This window comes from Arhodomonas sp. KWT2, from assembly GCF_041949875.1.
GTDB classification, from domain to species: domain Bacteria; phylum Pseudomonadota; class Gammaproteobacteria; order Nitrococcales; family Nitrococcaceae; genus Arhodomonas; species Arhodomonas aquaeolei.
This window is the reverse complement of the sequence record NZ_JBHFPQ010000051.1, coordinates 148,684-164,827: the sequence shown is the minus strand read 5'-3', so window position 1 is coordinate 164,827 and position 16,144 is coordinate 148,684. Positions and strand designations below refer to the sequence as shown.

Sequence of the window (16,144 nt, the reverse complement as noted above, 5' to 3'; positions counted from 1 at the left end):
CGTGGGTGTCAGTTGACGCCGGTCAAGTCGTTAGCAATCTACCGGCATGCCCCGGGACGGCGGGCAGTGCGTGGTGATGCGGACGTATACCGGTGGGCACGGGACGGCCCGGGGGTGGTGAGGGCGGCCGCGGCGCAATAGAGGCGGAGGTCCCGTCCCGGCCGCAGCGTCGGGACGGGGTGGCGCGGGGCGCGGTTTCAGCCGGCGCCGAGGCGGCGCTGGGCCTCGCGGTACTTCTCCGCAGTGCGCTCGATGATCTCCGCCGGCAGGTGCGGGGCCGGCGCGGTCTTGTCCCAGTCCAGGGTCTCGAGGTAGTCGCGAACGAACTGCTTGTCGAAGCTTGGCGGCGAGCCGCCGGGCTGGTAGGCATCCGCCGGCCAGAAGCGGCTGGAGTCCGGGGTCAGGGCCTCGTCGATCCACACCAGCGTACCGTCGTGGTCGAGCCCGAACTCGAACTTCGTGTCGGCAATGATGATGCCGTGCTCGCGGGCATAGTCCGCGGCCTCGGTGTAGAGGCGCAGCGTCGTTTCGCGGACCGTCGCCGCACGCTCGGCACCGAGCTGCCCGGCAACGGTCTCGAAGGCGACGTTCTCGTCGTGCTCGCCCACCGCGGCCTTGGTCGAGGGGGTGAAGATGGGCTCCGGCAGGCGGTCGGCCTGGCGCAGGCCGGCGGGCAGCGGGATGCCGCAGATCGAGCCGTTCGCCTGGTAGTCCTTCCAGCCCGAGCCGATGACGTAGCCCCGCGCGATGGCCTCCACCGGCAGCGGCGCCAGGCGTCGCACCACCAGCGCCCGGCCCTCGACCTGGGCACGTTCCGCCGGGTCCGGCAGCACGTCGGTGAGGGGTCTGTCGGCGAGGTGGTTGGGGACGATGTGGCGCAGCCGCTCGAACCAGAACCGCGACAGCGCGGTGAGCACGGCGCCCTTGCCCGGGATCGGGTCCGGCAGCACCACGTCGAAGGCGGAGATACGGTCGGTGGTGACGATCAGCAGGTGCTCGTCGTCGATGGCGTAGATGTCGCGCACCTTGCCCCGGGCGAGCCGCTCCAGGCTGGGGAGATCGCTCTCGAATAGCGCGTGGGGGGTGTCCATGGTCCTCGCTCCGGGCCGCTGCCCCGTGTGCCGATTTGCGGGCCGCCAGTCTACCAGCTCAGCCGCGCTTGATCCGCTCGAACGCCGCCAGGGCCTCCTCGCGGCTGGCCTTCAGGTCGACCACCGGCCGGGGGTAGTCACGGCCGAGGCGCACGCCGGCGTCACGGAGCACGCCCTCCGGCGCGGCCCACGGGGCATGGCGATGGCGTGGCGGCAGCGCCGCCAGTGCCGGCAGCCACCGTGCGACATAGTCCCCCTCGGGGTCGAAGCGCTCGCCCTGGCGGACCGGGTTGAAGATGCGGAAGTAGGGGGCGGCGTCAGCGCCGCTGCCCGCCACCCACTGCCAGCCGAGGCTGTTGCTGGCCAGGTCGGCGTCCACGAGGGTGTCCCAGAACCAGCGCTCGCCGGCCTGCCAGGGCAGCCGCAGGTTCTTGACCAGCAGCGAGCCGGCGATCATGCGCACGCGATTGTGCATCCAGCCGGTCACCCAGAGCTCGCGCATGCCCGCGTCGACGATGGGGAAACCGGTGCGGCCCGTCTGCCAGGCCCCGAGCAGCCGGTCGCCGGGATCCTCCCGCCAGGGGAATGCCGCGAAGCGCGGGTTGAGCGGCGCGTCGGGCAGCTCCGGGTGGTGGAAGAGGACGTGGTGCGCGAACTCCCGCCAGCCGATCTCGGCGAGGAACGCCTCCGCCGCTTCGCCGCCGCCGTCATCCGCGTTGCGGACCGCCGACCAGATCTGTCTTGGGCTGACGCCGCCGTGGTGGAGGTGGGGCGAGAGCCCGGACGTGCCCGGCTCGCCCGGGTAGTCCCGGGCGCGTCCGTAATCCCCGAGCGTGTGCCGTGTGAACGCCGTCAGCCGTTCCCGGGCACCGGCCTCGCCGGGTCGCCAGCGCCCGGCGAGGCCGGCGTCCCAGCGTACCCGCGGCAGCAGCCCCAGTGCCGCCAGAGGCTCGCCGGCCGGAAGCGTCGCCGGGGCCGCGAGTTCCGGGACCGGCAGGGGCGAGTCGGGCTCGCCGCCACGGCGGGCGGCGCGCCAGAACGGGGTGAACGCCCGGTAGTCCGTGCCCTGGCCGGTCTTCACGGTCCAGGGCTCGTGGAGCAGTGCGGCCTTGTGGCTGTGAACGGCGACCCCGTCCGCCTGCAGTGCCTGCTTGACGTTGCGGTCACGGGCCACCGGCGCCGGGTCGTAGAGGCGGTTCCAGTGCACCGCCGATGCCCCGGTCTCGCGGACGAGGGCGCGCAGCGTCTCCAGGGCCGGTCCCCGGCGGATCACCAGCCGCAGGCCGTGTCCGCGCAGCGACTCGTCGAGCGACGCCAGGGCGTGGTGCCGCCACCAGCGGCTGGCCGCCCCGGGGCGCCAGTCGCCGTCGGCGTCCGGGTCGTGGATGTAGACGGGGCAGACCGGCCCGGCCTCCGCGGCGGCGGACAGCGCCGGGTTGTCCGCCAGGCGCAGATCGCGTCGGAACCAGACGATCACCGGGGTCACGGATGCATCAGCTCGCGCAGGTGGGCCAGGCCCTCCTCGGGACGGTTGCCGAGGGGGTGGGCGCCGCCATCGGACAGCGCATCCGAGACGCGCTCGGCGGCGTCGCCGCCGACGGCAACCGGGCAGGGCAGCGTTTCCGCAAGCGCGGCAACCGCCTGTACCACGTCATCCGCCGGTGCGTGTTCGCCCACCAGCAGCACCGCCCGCGCGTCCGTGCGCCGCACCACTTCGACGAGTGGTGCCACCGGCGTGTCCGCGCCGAGCAGCACCACGCGGTAGCCGCTGGCCAGGGCCGAGAGCGCGAACAGCATCAGCGATGTCTCGGCGCACTCCCCGGGCAGACCGGCGACGATCACGCGGGCGCCGCGTGCCTGGCCGGCCTGATGATGGAGCCGGGCGCCGAGTTTGTTACGGATGAACGCCCGGAAGAAGCGTTCCTCCGCCACGGTCACCGCCTCGCGCCCGTCCCGGTGCAGGCCGAGCTCAGCGAGCAGGGGCTGGAGCAGCTCGCGGGTGACCAGGTTGACCGGGTACAGCGAGAGTGCCTCGTTGTACGTCCCCTCCAGGGCAGCGGCGTCGAAACGGGCGATCGAGCGCCGCATGCGCTCACGATAGTCCTCCCACGGGCCGGCTGCGCCGGTCTCGGCCTGCATGGGTACGGGCGCCTCATCACTGTCGAGCAGTCGGCGGGTCTGGCCGATGGGGATGCCCTGGTCCAGGAGCTGGAGGATGTGCTGGATCCGCTCGATGTCCGCCTCGGCGTAGAGCCGGTGGCCCTTGGGTGTGCGCTGTGGCCGGATCAGTCCGTAGCGGCGTTCCCAGGCGCGCAGCGTCACGGGATTGACCCCGGTGAGCGCGGAGACCGTACGGATCGGGTACAGACCCTCGCCGGTACGTTCGACGGCGGATTGTTGCGGCTCCGTTTGTGACATGCGTACTCGTGCCCCCTGGATGACGCACCCGATTGTACAATAATATTGTACAACATCATCCCGGTGCCATGCCGGACCGCGACCGGCATCGCCGGCCACTGTCCGCGCCGAGCGAACACGAGGTTGCCATGCCGAACCAGACAGACCGGCCCGGAGACGGCCGCCTGGCCCTGATCACCGGTGCCAGCAGCGGTATCGGCGAGGCCCTGGCCGTGCGCCTGGCCGCCCACGGCTGGCGGGTGGTGGCCGCGGCCCGGCGCCGGGCCGCGCTGGAGGCCCTTGCGGAACGGGCGTCCGGTCCGGGGCGGATCATCCCCCAGGTCCTGGACGTCACCGACGCCGATGCCTTCGCCGCGCTGGTGACCACCGTGGAGGCCGATCATGGCGAGATCGACACGGTGATCCTCAACGCCGGCGACTACGAGCCCGTGCGTCTGGACGAGCTCGATCCGGCGGTATTCGAGCGCCTGATCCGGGTCAACTACCTGGGCACGGTCAACGGTCTCGCCGCCTGTCTGCCGGCGATGCGCCGCCGGGGACGCGGTCAGGTGCTGGTGATGGGCAGTCTCTCGGCCTACCGCGGTCTGCCCCGGGCCGCCGCCTACGGCTCCACCAAGGCGGCGGTGCTGAGCCTCGCCGAGTCGCTGCGGCCCGAGGCGGAGCGTGCCGGGATTGCGCTGCGCGTGGTCAGTCCCGGCTTCGTGAAGAGCCGGCTCACGGAGCGCAATGACTTCCGCATGCCCCAGCTCATGGAGCCCGCCGATGCCGCGGCGGCGATCCATGCCGGTATCGACGGTAACGGCTTCGAGGTGTTCTTCCCGAGGCGGCTCGGGTGGACGCTCAAGCTCCTGAGGCTGCTGCCCTACCGGCTGTACTTCGCGCTGATGCGGAGGCTGGCGTGAACGCCCCGGAGTACGCGGCGTTCTTCGCCGCGCTCACGCCGGCGGACCTGACACGTTTCGAGTCCGTATTCACCGACGACGCCCGTTTCGTCGATCCGTTCAACGACGTCCGCGGGGTCGCCGCGGTCCGCGGGGTATTCGAGCACATGTTCCGGGTCTGCGAGGGGGTGCGCTTCGAGATCACCGAGATCGTCGGCGATGCCGACGTGGCCTACCTGCGCTGGCGCGGCCACCTCGTGCTCAACGGGGGCCGGGCGCTACCGCCCATCGACGGCGTCTCGCGGGTGCGTTTCGCCGCCGACGGCCGGGTGGCCGAGCACGTGGACTACTGGGACGCCGCCGGCCAGCTCTACGCCCGCCTGCCGGTGCTCGGGGCACTCATGCGCTGGCTGCGCCGGCGCCTGAGTGCGCCCGTCACGCCCCCCTGAACCCGGCGCTCATGTCCCCCGCGCGGCGGGCGCCGTACCAGCACGTAGTGCCTCGTGGGCGGCCCGGTCCAGCGGGAAGCGCCAGACCAGCGCGGTAGCGGCGAGCTTGAACGGTATCGGCGCGGCGCCGTAGAACAGCGCCAGCGCGAGGCCGTCCCCGGAGGCGGGCGCCGCCGGATCGAATCCCAGCGCCGCCAGCAGCGGGAAGGCGATCCCCACCGCGAGGGCGAGGGCGAGCTTGGTGGCCATGTTCCACAGGCCGAAGAACAGGCCCGCCCGGCCACCGCCGCCGCGGTGGGTGTCCAGGTCCACGAGGTCCGCCTGGATGGCCGCGGGCAGGGCCATGTCCACGGCCACGCTCGCCCCCGAGAGGGCGCATATCACGGCGAACGCCGCCACATCACCCGTACCGAGCAGCGGCACCCACGCGAACACCAGCGAGGCCCAGAGCATGGACAGGGCCCAGGCCCGGTGCTTGCCCACACGCCGGGACAGCCAAAGCCAGCCCGGCAGGGCGGCGATGCCGGCGGCGAAGTAGATCAGCAGCAGCGCCCCGGTGGCCCCGCGGGCGCTGAGTACGTGAGCGGCATAGAGGGTGAACAGCGAGGCCGGCAGGCCGTTGGCGAGCCCGTTGAGCACGTACGCGGCGAGCAGCCGGCGAAACGGCGCGTTGCCGCGCAGCAGCCGCCAGCCGCGCCGCCACCCCGGGGCCGCGGCGGCGCCCGCCGGCGGTTCCGGGACCAGCGCCAGGGTCACTGCCAGGGTCAGCGGCAGCAGCACGACCAGCAGCCACGCCAGACCGGCGAGGGTGGTCGCGTCGGTGCGTCCACCGCCCACCACGCCGGGCCAGGCGACGGCGACCAGGGTGCCCAGGATCATGAACCCCTCGCGGCTCGCCGTGATCGAGGCGCGTTCGTCGTAGTCCCGGGACAGCTCGGCGCCCCAGGCGGTGTAGGGCAGCGCCACCAGAGTCCAGCCCAGGTATGCGGCCAGCCCCCAGGCCAGCAGCCAGGCGATGGTCACGTCCGGGGGCGGGTGGAATAGCTGCCAGGCGCTTACCAGAAGCAGCGGGGAACCCACCACCATCAACGGACGCCGGCGGCCCCAGCGGGTGTGCAGCCGGTCGCCGAGCGCACCGATGGCCGGGTCCGTGACCACATCCCACAGCCGCGCCAGCAGCAGGGCGGTGCCGACGCCGGCGAGGCCGAGGCGCTCGCCGTAGAACCCGGGGAGGAAGACGTACATCGGGATGCCCAGCACCGCCAGCGGCAGTGCCGGCGCGCCATAGGCGAGGAGAACCCGGCGGCCGGCGATCACGCCGGCGGCCGCCGCAGCACCAGGCGCTGCAGATCGATCCGGCCGCTGCGGAAGCCCGCTTCGCAGTAGGCGAGGTAGTACCGCCACATGCGCCGGAAGCGCTCGTCGAAGCCCTGGGCGGACATGGTTCCCTCCGCTGCGTTGAAGCGTGCGCTCCAGCGGGCCAGGGTCTCCGCGTAGTGGCGGCCCAGGCGCTCGTCGCCGCTTACCCCGAGCCCGCGCTCCGTGGCAAGGGCGAGCAGGTGGTCGCGGGTGGGAAGCATGCCGCCCGGGAAGATGTAGCGCTGTATGAAGTCCGGCTCGCGCCGGTAGTGCTCGAAGCTGTCGGCGTCGATGGTGATGCCGTGCAGCGCGATGCCGCCACCCGGCCGTACGCGGGCGGCGAGGGTGTCGAAGTAGCGCTCCCAGTAGGCCTCGCCCACCGCCTCCAGCATCTCGATGGAGACGACGTGGTCGAAGGTGCCGGTGACGTCGCGGTAGTCCTGCAGGCGCAGATCGACACGCTCGCCCAGGCCGGCCCGGGCGGCGGCCTGCCGGGCCCAGGCGAGCTGTTCGCCGGAGAGGGTGATGCCGGTGACATGCAGGCCGCGCCCGGCGGCGCGCAGCGCGAAACCGCCCCAGCCGCAGCCGATCTCGAGCACCCGCTCGCCGGGCCGTGCGTCCAGGGCGTCGAGCAGGGCGTCGTACTTGGCCCGCTGGGCCTCGGCGAGGGGCTGCTCCGGGCGTTCGAACACCGCCGCCGAGTAGGTCATGGTCTCGTCGAGCCACAGCCGGTAGAAGTCGTTGCCGAGGTCATAGTGGGCGGCGATGTTGCGGCGGCTGCCCCGCCGGGTGTTGCGCCGCCAGCCGAGATGGCCGGCACGCTGCAGCGCGGTCAGCAGCCGTGGCTCGCGGGCGGAGAAGGCGGGCTCGTTGACGGCCATGACCTCCAGCAGTGCCGCCGGGTCGGGGCTGTCCCAGTCGCCGGCGATGTAGGCCTCGGCGAAGCCTACCGCCCCGTGCAGCGCGCAGCGCCCGAGCAGCCGCCACGGGGCGTGCACGTCGAGCACCCCCGCGGGCCCGGCTCCGGCGGCACGGATCCGGTAGGGCTGGCCGCCGGGCAGGCGCCCCCGCAGCTCGCCGCGGGCGAGGCGCCGCAGCCGCCCCATCAGCAGCGCCGCGCCGGCGGGCAGCGGGCGGGGGAGTTCGAGGGCCGATTCCGTGGGGGTGCTCATCGTGAAACCTCCTCGCTGGGCGGCGGCGGTCGCCGGTGATAGCGGCCGCCGCGCAGCCAGATTCCGAGTGCCCGCCAGTGGATGGCGGCGATGACCTTGAAGGTCATCAGCGGCATCGCGAGTACCTGGCGCAGCAGCGCGCGGTCGCCGGCGTCGCGGTGCTCGCCGGTCTGCACGGCGGCCAGCGTGACCGCACCGCCGGGCTCCCGGTGGTAGGTGATGGCGATCCTCAGCGCCGCTTCCGGCGGGCTGATCCGGAAGCGGTATTCGCCACTCACCGGCAGAAAGGGCGAGACGTGGAAGACCTTGCCGTGACGGGCCCTGACCGGCGTCTGCAGGGCGCGGCCGTGCTCGTGCAGCAGATAGACGTGGCGGTCGCCGAAGGTGTTGTGCACCTCGGCGATCACGGCGAGCAGCGTGCCGTCGCGATGCCGGCAGAACCACAGCGACAGCGGGTTGAACGTGTAGCCGAGTACCCGTGGGTGACAGAGCAGGTGGATGCCGCCGCCGGCGAGGTCGATGCCGCTGCCGGCGAGCACCCGCTCCGCCCACGGGCGCAGCGGGCTGCCGTCGCCGGGCCCGTGGTCGCGGTCGAACAGGGCCACGAGATTGCGCCGGTTGTGGGAGAACCATCGCCGTGATGCGGCGGCCTCGTCGAGTCGGTCGATGTCGGCGAGCAGCGAGAACGTCCGGTACCGAAACCGGTACCCGGGCTCGGCGAGCCGCCGGTGCATCACCGTGCCGGTATACAGCGCCAGATCGCTCATCCCGTGTTTCCGCCGTCCCGCTGCACGGCGTGCGTCCACGGCGGCGCGCATCCCAGGCGCCCGGCGACCGCGACCGCCGAGGCCAGGGCGTCCTCGTGGAAGCCGTAGCCGCAGTAGCTGCCGCAGAACCACACGCCGCCATCACCCTGCAGCCGTGGAAGCGCCGCCTGTGCGCGCATCGCGGCGCCGTCGAATACCGGGTGATCGTAGCTCAGGCGGCGGATCACCCGGTCCGGCGCCGGCGGGCGTACCGGGTTGAGGCTCACGAACAGCGGCTCGTCGGTGTCGGGTCGCTGGAGCCGGTTCATCCAGTAGGTCACCGATACCGGCCGGGAACCATCGGCGGCGTGCGTGGTGAGGTGGTTCCAGGATGACCACACCGTGCGGCGTCGGGGCATCAGTGCCGGGTCCTGGTGGAGCCACGCCTCGTTGGCCTGGTAATGGAAACGCCCGAGCACCGTGCGTTCGCCGCGGCTCGGCTGCTCCAGCATCGCCAGGGCCTGGTCGGCATGTGCGGCGATGACCACGTCGTCGAACCGTCCGAGCCCGCCGGACGGGCCGTGCAGGTGAACGCCCGTGCCGTCGCGGCGGATCCGGGTGACCGGGGAGCCGGTCCGCACTTCGCCGAGGTCCGGGCGCATCGCCTCGATGTAGCGCCTTGCACCGCCGGTGACCGTGCGCCACTGCGGCCGGCCCGACAGGCGGATGAGTCCGTGATTGGCGAAGAAGCGCAGCAGGCTTGCCGCCGGGAAGGCCAGCATCCGCTCCGGCGGACAGGACCAGATTGCCGCGCTCATGGGCAGCAGATAGTAGCGCCGGAAGGCCTCGCCGAGGCCGATACGGTCGAGGAATGCCGACAGCGGCTCGTCGTGGTCCAGCGCGTCCGTGGCGAGGGCGCGGGCGCCCTCGCGGTTGAAGCGCAGGATATCGCCGGCCATGCGCCAGAACGCGGGCCGCAGCAGATTGCGCCGCTGTGCGAACAGGGTGTTGAGGTTGTCGCCCGCGTATTCCAGGTCGATATCGCTGGCGGAGAAGGCGAAGGACATGTCCGATGGCCGGGTCGGTACGCCGAGGGTCGCGAACAGGGCGGTAAGGTGCGGGTAGTTGGCCTCGTTGTAGACGATGAAGCCGGTGTCCACGCTGATCCGGCCGCCGGCGAGGTCGCAGTCCACCGTGTGTGTGTGTCCACCGAGACGCGAGTCCGCCTCGAAGAGCACCACCTCGTGGCGGCGGGATAACAGCCAGGCCGCTCCCAGCCCGGCGATGCCGCTCCCGACCACTGCGATGCGTCTGTGTGCCATAACCTATCGCCCCGTAAATATACAATACAAGTATTGTACAACTACGTGGCGTCACGCAAACGCTAAACCCGCCGTGGCACGGGTGATCAGGGGGTGAAGGGGCCGGAAAGAAAACGGGGACGTCGCGATGACGTCCCCGAAAGGCTTGAACTACCCGCAAGTCGCGAAAGCCGTCGCGACAGGGGAGAGTCTAGGGGAATCGATCACAAATAGCAAGCATTCTCATTATCATTTATATGGCTTCGATGTCGCCGCCGCGACGGGTATCATGCTAATACTAGCCGTGTCAGAGGCATGGGGGCGTGGCCGTGCCGGACGCCGATAATCACCGGAGTCACCGGTCTGCGCTGCAGTGGGCGATGCGGGTGTCTCCGGTGCGACCGAGCGGATCGAGCGCCCTGAGCCCATGCAGGTGCCCCGACACCGGACAAAATGCCCGACGGGATTGGAGTCGGTAACGTATGACGGTTCAACGCAGGGGGTAGCGTGCACGAGGCAAGTCCGGAATTCCGTCCGCTGTCGATGGCGGTGCTAACGCTGTCGGATACACGGGGTGTGGACGAGGACCGCTCGGGTGCGTTGCTGTGCGAGCGCCTGCAGGCGGCGGGGCATCATCTTGCCGAGCGTGAGATCCTGCCGGACGATCGCTACCGGATCCGTGCCGTGCTCTCCCGCTGGATTGCGGATCCGGCCGTGCAGGCCGTGCTTACCACGGGGGGGACCGGCTTCACGGGCCGGGACGATACCCCCGAGGCCGTGCGCCCGTTGCTCGATGCGGAGGTCGAGGGCTTCGGCGAGCTCTTCCGCCAGCTCTCCCATGCCGAGATCGGCAGCTCCACGATCCAGTCGCGGGCCCTCGCGGGCTTCGCGAACCATACGTTCATCGCCTGCCTGCCGGGTTCGACCGGGGCCTGCCGTACCGCCTGGGACGCCATCCTGGCCGATCAGCTCGACGTGCGTCACCGTCCCTGCAACCTGGCGGAGCTGGTGCTGTTCGCCAATCACGGCGGAGGCGGGGCGTGAGCCGGCGACCACGTGGCGAGACCCGGCGGGCGATCCTGGCCACCGCGCAGCGGCTGATGCAGGCGCGCGGCTTCAACGGTTTCAGCTATCACCACATCGCCGAGGCGCTGGGGGTGCGCACCGCCGCGGTGCACTACCATTTCCCGGCAAAGGCGGATCTCGGCCTCGCCGTGCTCGCCCGTGTGCGCGAGGACTTCGGCTGGTGGTGTGAGCGCCAGCGCTCGCGAGGCGCGGACGCGTCGGCACGGCTGGAGGCGTTCTTCGAGCTGGACGGGCGCTACGTCGCCGCCGACCGCGTCTGTCCCCTGGGGGTCGTCGGCGTGGAGCGTACCGGCCTGCCGCCGGCAATGTGCCGCGAGGCGGATGCGCTGCTGCAGGACGTCCTCGGTTTCTTCATCGAGACGCTCGAGGCCGGGCTCGCCGATGGCAGCATTCCCCACGTTGACGACGTGGCGGACACGGCGCACCAGATCCTGGCCGCGACCCAGGGGGCGCTGCAGCTTGCGCGCCTGCGCGGGCCGGAGGCTTACGAGGGGGTCCTCCGGGCCCTGCGTCAGGGGCTGGGCATGAAACGGGGCGAGGGACTCGAACGCCTGGTGGGCTGAGGCAGCACGGACGCGCCGTCGAATGGGGGTGGGGCGACTATGCCGGAGCCACGTCTTAGCGAACTCATCGAGGCGGCACTCGCCGCGGACAGCATCGAGGCCCTTCACTCGGTGTGCAGCCGCGCGGCCGCGCTCTACGGCTACGACCATTTCATCTACGGCGCGCGCTTTCCCAGCTCGCTGACCCGGCCCTTCATGCTCGTCATCAGCGGCCATCCGGACGAGTGGCGCGAGCGCTACCAGGCCGAGGACTACATCCAGCTCGACCCGGCGGTGCGTCACAGCGTGAACCACGTGCGCCCGGCGCGCTGGAGCGAGCTGTTCGACAGTCCCGAGTACGGTCCGGAGGATCTGGCGGTGCTCCACGAGGCCGCCGCCTTCGGCCTGGTTACCGGGACATGCCTGCCCGTGCGCGGCAGCCGCGGCGAGGTCGGGCTGCTGAGCTTCTCCTCCGGGCGGCGGGGCACCCCGGTCGAGCGGGATATCCGTGCCTCCCAGCCGGCCCTGTTCATGTTCTCCAGCTACGTCCACGAGGCGGTATGCGGGCTGCTCGACCACGGCGCGCTGCCTTACCGTCCCGCCAGCCTGACCGCGCGCGAGCGCGAATGCCTGCTCTGGGCGGCGGAGGGGAAGACCGCCTGGGAGACCGGCGCGATCCTCGGGGTGAGCGAGCGCACGGTGGTATTCCACCTCAACAATGCGGCGCGCAAGCTGGATGTCACCTCGCGCCAGCAGGCGGTCGCCCGCGCCATCGCTCAGGGCCTGATCGCCCCCCAGCTTGCGTGAAGCCGTTCATTCACTGCTGACAACCTGTAAGAACTGACAGTTACCTCGCGGCCGCGCGCGCCGTTGAATGGGAGCCGGACCCAAACAACTGCGAGAGGCCCGGCCCATGCAAGCTCAGATCCTTGTCGGACGTCCGTCCGAAGCGACGCTCCCGCCGTCGGTGGTCGATGGCATTTACCGCTTCCGCCACCGTGTCTTCCGCCAGCGTCTGGGCTGGGAGGTCACGAGCGTGCGTGGCCGCGAGCGTGACGACTACGACGATCTCGACCCGGTCTACATTGCCTGCCATAAGCACCGTGAGACGGTGATCGGCACCTTCCGGCTGCTGCCGACCACCGGCCCGTACATGCTCCGCGACGTGTTCCCGGAGCTGCTGCGCGGCGAGTCCGTGCCCTGTGCCAGCGATGTCTGGGAGCTCTCGCGCTTCGCCGTGGAGCCCTCGGACGCCAGCGAGCGGGTACAGGCGAGCTGCACCGAGACGACGCTGTCGCTGATGCGCGCGTGCTACCGCTACGGCGCCAGCAACGGCATCCGCGAGTACGTGATGGCGACCAGCGTCGCCGTGGAGCGCATGCTCCGGGGGATGGGCCTGGAGCTGACGCGCTTCGGCGACGGCTCCGCGGTGCGTATCGGCCGCGTGCTCTCGGTGGCCTGCCGGCTGCGCATCGACGAGGCCCTGGGACGCGCCCTCGGCGCCTTGCCCGCCACCGATGCTGCCGCCGCGCCGGCGGGGAGGGCCGTGGCATGAGGTTACTGTTCGTGAACCTGCGCCGCAGCACCCACCCGCTGGCCGAGGCGGTGCTCGCATCGCCGCTGTGGCAGGTGTGCGAGTGCGGCGGACTGGCCGAGGCGGAAGAGCTGGCCGCCAGTGAGTGGTTCGACTACGTCCTGGTGGACCCGGGCGAGGCCCTGAGCCTGGAGGCTGTCAGCGACCGTGTGTGCGCCGCCGGCGGACAGGCCCGGGAGCGCATTCTGGGGATGCCCGTCCACAACGCCGAGTTCCCGGTCGACGACGGCCGGGCCCGCTATGGTTGCCGAGGTGCCCGGCCCGCCTATGGACGGGAGGACGGTGGCTGGATCTTCGAGTACCACGCGCCATGCCGAACTATCAATCCAGCCTAGCGGCCGTTCAGGCGCCGCCGGCGGCACCGGTCTACCGCCTGATGCTCGACGGCGAGGGGCGCGTCACCTCCGTGGCGACCGCGCTGCCGGAGGCACTGGCCGGGCTGGCCCGGGGAGACAGCGTCGACGGCTGGCTGACCGACGCGGTCTACCCGGCGCGCTCGCTGTCGCTGTGCCTGGCCGCGCTGCGCGCCGGCTGTGCCGGCATCTACCTGAGCCTGCGCGGTGTGTGCGACCCGGGCGCCCGTTTTGCCGGGCGGCTGGTGCCGTACCCCACCGGTGCCGTCGCCCTTGAGCTGGAGGCGGAGGCCGAGGCGGACAGCGCGCGGAGCTCGAAGCCGTCACCGCTGCTGGGGCGCGCCGAGTTCCTCTCCGTTCTCGAGACCGCGGCGGGCAATGGCGCGCCGGTGGCGGTCGGGTGCATCGACATCGACCGCCTGCGCCAGATCAACCTCGGCTACGGTCACGCCTGCGGCGACACCGTGCTCGCCGAGGTGGGGCGGCGGCTGCAGCGCCTCGCCGGTACCGGCGCACGGGTGGCGAACCTCGGCGGCGACGAGTTCGGCGTGGTCATGACCGGTCCCGGCGCGCCGGCGCGCGCCCGGGAGATGGCCGAGGCCCTGGACCAGTCCATGCGCCGGCCGATCTTCTGCCACGGGCGGGAGCTGCTGGTGACCGTCTCCGCGGGGTTCGCCGCGAGCAAGGCGGCGACGGGCCAGGCCGAGGGGCCGCTGGTGGCCGCGGAGGCCGCGCTTCAGCGGGCCCGCCGTCTCGGGCGCTGCTGGGTGCTGTTCGACGACGAACCGCCCCAGGCACCGGACCACCACTCGGCCCGGGCGGTGGCGCTGGAGGTCGCCCTGCACCGGGCGCTGGAGGAGGATGAGTTCTCGCTGGCCTACCAGCCCATCGTGTCCCTCGGCAGCGGCGAGGTGTGCGGGGTCGAGACGCTGCTGCGCTGGCACTGGGAGGACGGTCAGCCGGTGCCGCCGGACCAGTTCGTGCCCGTGCTGGAGGACACCGGACTGATCCGCCCGGTGGGGGCATGGGTGCTGCGGCGTGCCTGCGAAGAGCTGGTCGCTACCACCACGCCCGGCGGACGGGTCCCGGAGGTGGCGGTGAACGTGTCCGTCGAGCAGCTGCACGAGAGCGGCTTCGTCGACGAGGTGGCCGCGGTGCTGCGCGACACCGGGCTTGATCCGCGGCGTCTGACGCTGGAGATCACGGAGCACCGGCTGATCGGCGACAACTCCACGATCATCGACACGCTGCGCGAGCTGCGCGCCCTCGGGGTGCGCCTTGCCGTGGACGACTTCGGCACGGGCTATTCGTCGCTGGCCTATCTGCTGGAGCTGCCGGTGCAGGTGCTCAAGGTGGACCGTTCCTTTGTCCAGGGGCTCTGGAAGAGCCCGGCGGGGCAGGTGATCATGCAGGCCATCGTGTCCATGGCGACAGACCTGGGGCTGCAGGTCGTGGTGGAGGGGGTCGAGCGTGAGGAAGAGGCGCGGTTCCTGGCGCGCTGGCCGGAGCTGCTCGCCCAGGGCTATCTCTATGGCGCCCCCATGCCACTGGCGCGTCTGCTGGCGGGCGACGGCGGTGCCCTGCGCACGGCCGGGGCGCAGTGAGCGGGTTGCGCACGGGGTGGTGCGCGAACGGTTCCCCCCGGAGGCAGGTCCCGGTCCGCGATGCCTCTCCATCTCCGGGCGGCTCGGCGTGCGGCCGTGTTGCCTGAAGCCTGTTTGTCCCGCCATGGATTAGTCGGTGCCGCGGGCTTCGGTATACTCTCGTGCCGGGCGGTGCCGTGGGCGGCATCGTGGGTCCAAGAGCGGATATCGAAGCGATAAATGACGTCGTGGCTGGGTCTTTCAGGCCGCTATGCCGGCCGGTTGGCAGGAGCGCTCATCGGCCTGTGGCTGGCCGGGGCGGCCGGGGTGGCGCTGGGCGCCGCGCTGGGATGGTGGCGTGACGACCGGCGCTACTTCGCGCCGCTGCGCCCGGGGCGCTGGCGGCAATGGAGCGAGGACCCGCGCGAGCGCGTTTTCCTCGCCGCGCTGTTCGGCTGGGCGGGGCATATCGCCAAGCGTGACGGCCGGGTGAGCGAGGCCGAGATCGCTGCCACCCGCGCCCTGATGAACGAGTTCGGCCTCGACAGCGCCGCCCGACGGGTCGCCATCAGCCAGTTCTCCGCGGCCAAGCAGCCCGGCTATCCGTGGCGGCGCTATCTCATACGCCTGCGCCGGGTCCGCGGCGGACGTCCCGCCCAGCGCTGGCTGCGTCTGCTTCTCGGGGTGGCGCTGGCGGACGGCGAGCCCACCGGGCCGGTATTCCGCCGGCTGCGTGACGCCGTGCGCCTGCTCCGCATCGATGACGAGGATTACCGCCGGCTCTACGCCTCGGTGCGCCGGCGGGCCCAGGGCTCGGGTGACCGCATGGACGTGGCCTGGGCGTATGCCGTGCTCGGGCTGGAGGAGGGCGCGACGGCGGAGACCGTGCGCATCGCCTACCGGCGGCTGCTGAGCCGCCATCACCCCGACCGCCTGGTGGCGCGGGGGGCGGACGAGGCGACCCTGCGCGAGGCGGGGGCGCGGACCCGCGAGGTCAAGGCCGCCTACGACTATCTCCGCCGCCGGGCCGCGTCCTGAACCGCGGTCTCAGAAGGCGAAGAAACGCCCGGCCGCGACCACCACGAGCAGGGCCATGCCCAGCCCCAGGTTGATCTGGACCACGCGGCGGATGCGCCCCAGCGCCGCGCCGGCGGCGCCGGTGCTGCCGTCGGCGACCGCACGGCCGAGCCGCCGGTACGGGCCGAAGTAGAGGTAGACGAACAGCGCGATCATCACCCAGCCGATCGCCTGCATGGCGTGCACGTAGGCCGGTGCGTCCGCGAGCCCGCCGAAGCGCAGCGCGCTCATGCGGTATCCGCTCGCCGGCAGCACCACCACGGCGACCCAGACCGCGGCCAGGAAGCGCCGCAGTACCCCGTGCCAGAGCGGGCCGCGCACGGATGGCTCGAGGGCGCCGGCCGCCGGGCGCAGGCAGGTGTAGGCGAGGAACATACCTCCGATCCAGACCACCGCTGCGATCAGGTGCAGTGCCATCAGTACCGGGATCTCCCAGAACATCGTCGTCTCCCTCCGTTGCCGCGGGTGCCCGTCACGGATCGCTGCCTGCCG

At 71.8% G+C, this 16,144-nt stretch carries 17 protein-coding genes; 9 read left to right on the top strand and 8 right to left on the bottom strand.

Annotated elements, in window-relative coordinates; translation table 11 throughout:
* Positions 1 to 197 precede the first annotated feature (197 nt).
* From ACEZHJ_RS16185 to ACEZHJ_RS16175, 3 genes are read right to left on the bottom strand one after another with little or no spacing between them, the layout of a single operon-like run.
* Complete coding sequence (locus tag ACEZHJ_RS16185; protein WP_375036704.1) at positions 198 to 1,091, bottom strand: phosphoribosylaminoimidazolesuccinocarboxamide synthase; 894 nt, start codon at positions 1,089 to 1,091, stop codon at positions 198 to 200.
* A gap of 58 nt (positions 1,092 to 1,149) precedes the next feature.
* Positions 1,150 to 2,577: a deoxyribodipyrimidine photo-lyase gene (locus ACEZHJ_RS16180; protein WP_018716461.1), complete on the bottom strand. Its 1,428-nt coding sequence runs from the start codon at positions 2,575 to 2,577 to the stop codon at positions 1,150 to 1,152.
* A complete protein-coding gene (locus ACEZHJ_RS16175) occupies positions 2,574 to 3,509 on the bottom strand; it encodes a MerR family transcriptional regulator (protein WP_018716460.1) in 936 nt (311 codons plus the stop codon). Before ACEZHJ_RS16175 ends, ACEZHJ_RS16180 begins: the two co-directional genes overlap by 4 nt.
* 128 nt (positions 3,510 to 3,637) lie before the next feature.
* Here ACEZHJ_RS16175 and ACEZHJ_RS16170 point away from each other — a divergent pair, with 128 nt between their 5' ends.
* Both ACEZHJ_RS16170 and ACEZHJ_RS16165 read left to right on the top strand, forming a co-directional pair.
* On the top strand, positions 3,638 to 4,411 hold the full coding sequence (locus ACEZHJ_RS16170; protein ID WP_375036703.1) for an SDR family NAD(P)-dependent oxidoreductase: 774 nt from the start codon (positions 3,638 to 3,640) through the stop codon (positions 4,409 to 4,411).
* Positions 4,408 to 4,839 (top strand): nuclear transport factor 2 family protein, encoded by a 432-nt coding sequence (locus ACEZHJ_RS16165; protein WP_018716458.1) that lies wholly within the window; start codon positions 4,408 to 4,410, stop codon positions 4,837 to 4,839. Before ACEZHJ_RS16170 ends, ACEZHJ_RS16165 begins: the two co-directional genes overlap by 4 nt.
* Before the next feature lie 9 nt (positions 4,840 to 4,848).
* Here the strand turns inward: ACEZHJ_RS16165 and ACEZHJ_RS16160 are convergent, their stop codons facing one another.
* Genes ACEZHJ_RS16160 through ACEZHJ_RS16145 form a run of 4 tightly spaced genes read right to left on the bottom strand, consistent with a single transcriptional unit; the run spans position 4,849 to position 9,438 of the window.
* Positions 4,849 to 6,156, bottom strand: coding sequence for an MFS transporter (locus ACEZHJ_RS16160; RefSeq protein WP_018716457.1), 1,308 nt, complete (start codon positions 6,154 to 6,156; stop codon positions 4,849 to 4,851).
* Positions 6,153 to 7,370: a cyclopropane-fatty-acyl-phospholipid synthase family protein gene (locus ACEZHJ_RS16155; protein ID WP_018716456.1), complete on the bottom strand. Its 1,218-nt coding sequence runs from the start codon at positions 7,368 to 7,370 to the stop codon at positions 6,153 to 6,155. Before ACEZHJ_RS16155 ends, ACEZHJ_RS16160 begins: the two co-directional genes overlap by 4 nt.
* The gene (locus ACEZHJ_RS16150) at positions 7,367 to 8,137 is read right to left on the bottom strand and encodes a DUF1365 domain-containing protein (protein WP_018716455.1); all 771 of its coding nucleotides are present in this window, start codon (positions 8,135 to 8,137) and stop codon (positions 7,367 to 7,369) included. The genes ACEZHJ_RS16155 and ACEZHJ_RS16150 overlap by 4 nt, the downstream gene beginning before the upstream one ends.
* Positions 8,134 to 9,438: an NAD(P)/FAD-dependent oxidoreductase gene (locus ACEZHJ_RS16145; protein ID WP_018716454.1), complete on the bottom strand. Its 1,305-nt coding sequence runs from the start codon at positions 9,436 to 9,438 to the stop codon at positions 8,134 to 8,136. The genes ACEZHJ_RS16150 and ACEZHJ_RS16145 overlap by 4 nt, the downstream gene beginning before the upstream one ends.
* Positions 9,439 to 9,924: 486 nt before the next feature.
* Between ACEZHJ_RS16145 and moaB the strand changes: the two genes are divergently transcribed.
* From moaB to ACEZHJ_RS16110, 7 genes are all read left to right on the top strand, one after another.
* Complete coding sequence (moaB, locus tag ACEZHJ_RS16140; RefSeq protein ID WP_256379696.1) at positions 9,925 to 10,461, top strand: molybdenum cofactor biosynthesis protein B; 537 nt, start codon at positions 9,925 to 9,927, stop codon at positions 10,459 to 10,461.
* Positions 10,458 to 11,066 carry a TetR/AcrR family transcriptional regulator gene (locus ACEZHJ_RS16135; protein WP_018716452.1) on the top strand — a complete coding sequence of 203 codons (609 nt, stop codon included), beginning with the start codon at positions 10,458 to 10,460 and terminating at the stop codon, positions 11,064 to 11,066. Before moaB ends, ACEZHJ_RS16135 begins: the two co-directional genes overlap by 4 nt.
* A gap of 39 nt (positions 11,067 to 11,105) precedes the next feature.
* On the top strand, positions 11,106 to 11,852 hold the full coding sequence (locus ACEZHJ_RS16130; RefSeq protein ID WP_018716451.1) for a LuxR family transcriptional regulator: 747 nt from the start codon (positions 11,106 to 11,108) through the stop codon (positions 11,850 to 11,852).
* A gap of 106 nt (positions 11,853 to 11,958) precedes the next feature.
* A complete protein-coding gene (locus tag ACEZHJ_RS16125) occupies positions 11,959 to 12,600 on the top strand; it encodes an acyl-homoserine-lactone synthase (protein WP_205599734.1) in 642 nt (213 codons plus the stop codon).
* Positions 12,597 to 12,974 (top strand): hypothetical protein, encoded by a 378-nt coding sequence (locus tag ACEZHJ_RS16120; protein ID WP_018716449.1) that lies wholly within the window; start codon positions 12,597 to 12,599, stop codon positions 12,972 to 12,974. Before ACEZHJ_RS16125 ends, ACEZHJ_RS16120 begins: the two co-directional genes overlap by 4 nt.
* Complete coding sequence (locus ACEZHJ_RS16115; RefSeq protein ID WP_051088163.1) at positions 12,950 to 14,596, top strand: bifunctional diguanylate cyclase/phosphodiesterase; 1,647 nt, start codon at positions 12,950 to 12,952, stop codon at positions 14,594 to 14,596. The genes ACEZHJ_RS16120 and ACEZHJ_RS16115 overlap by 25 nt, the downstream gene beginning before the upstream one ends.
* A gap of 219 nt (positions 14,597 to 14,815) precedes the next feature.
* Complete coding sequence (locus ACEZHJ_RS16110) at positions 14,816 to 15,613, top strand: TerB family tellurite resistance protein (RefSeq protein WP_018716447.1); 798 nt, start codon at positions 14,816 to 14,818, stop codon at positions 15,611 to 15,613.
* Between the two features lie 9 nt (positions 15,614 to 15,622).
* Here ACEZHJ_RS16110 and ACEZHJ_RS16105 read toward each other — a convergent pair whose 3' ends face one another.
* The gene (locus ACEZHJ_RS16105; RefSeq protein WP_018716446.1) at positions 15,623 to 16,093 is read right to left on the bottom strand and encodes a CopD family protein; all 471 of its coding nucleotides are present in this window, start codon (positions 16,091 to 16,093) and stop codon (positions 15,623 to 15,625) included.
* Between the last annotated feature and the right edge of the window lie 51 nt (positions 16,094 to 16,144).

Excerpts from the sequence above, each read along its gene's own strand:
- ACEZHJ_RS16110 (WP_018716447.1), top strand. The coding sequence starts at position 14,816 with ATGACGTCGTGGCTGGGTCTTTCAGGCCGCTATGCCGGCCGGTTGGCA.
- ACEZHJ_RS16185 (WP_375036704.1), bottom strand. The coding sequence starts at position 1,091 with ATGGACACCCCCCACGCGCTATTCGAGAGCGATCTCCCCAGCCTGGAG.
- ACEZHJ_RS16175 (WP_018716460.1), bottom strand. The coding sequence starts at position 3,509 with ATGTCACAAACGGAGCCGCAACAATCCGCCGTCGAACGTACCGGCGAG.
- ACEZHJ_RS16170 (WP_375036703.1), top strand. The coding sequence starts at position 3,638 with ATGCCGAACCAGACAGACCGGCCCGGAGACGGCCGCCTGGCCCTGATC.
- ACEZHJ_RS16125 (WP_205599734.1), top strand. The coding sequence starts at position 11,959 with ATGCAAGCTCAGATCCTTGTCGGACGTCCGTCCGAAGCGACGCTCCCG.
- ACEZHJ_RS16155 (WP_018716456.1), bottom strand. The coding sequence starts at position 7,370 with ATGAGCACCCCCACGGAATCGGCCCTCGAACTCCCCCGCCCGCTGCCC.
- ACEZHJ_RS16145 (WP_018716454.1), bottom strand. The coding sequence starts at position 9,438 with ATGGCACACAGACGCATCGCAGTGGTCGGGAGCGGCATCGCCGGGCTG.
- ACEZHJ_RS16130 (WP_018716451.1), top strand. The coding sequence starts at position 11,106 with ATGCCGGAGCCACGTCTTAGCGAACTCATCGAGGCGGCACTCGCCGCG.
- ACEZHJ_RS16150 (WP_018716455.1), bottom strand. The coding sequence starts at position 8,137 with ATGAGCGATCTGGCGCTGTATACCGGCACGGTGATGCACCGGCGGCTC.
- ACEZHJ_RS16120 (WP_018716449.1), top strand. The coding sequence starts at position 12,597 with ATGAGGTTACTGTTCGTGAACCTGCGCCGCAGCACCCACCCGCTGGCC.
- ACEZHJ_RS16105 (WP_018716446.1), bottom strand. The coding sequence starts at position 16,093 with ATGTTCTGGGAGATCCCGGTACTGATGGCACTGCACCTGATCGCAGCG.
- ACEZHJ_RS16115 (WP_051088163.1), top strand. The coding sequence starts at position 12,950 with ATGCCGAACTATCAATCCAGCCTAGCGGCCGTTCAGGCGCCGCCGGCG.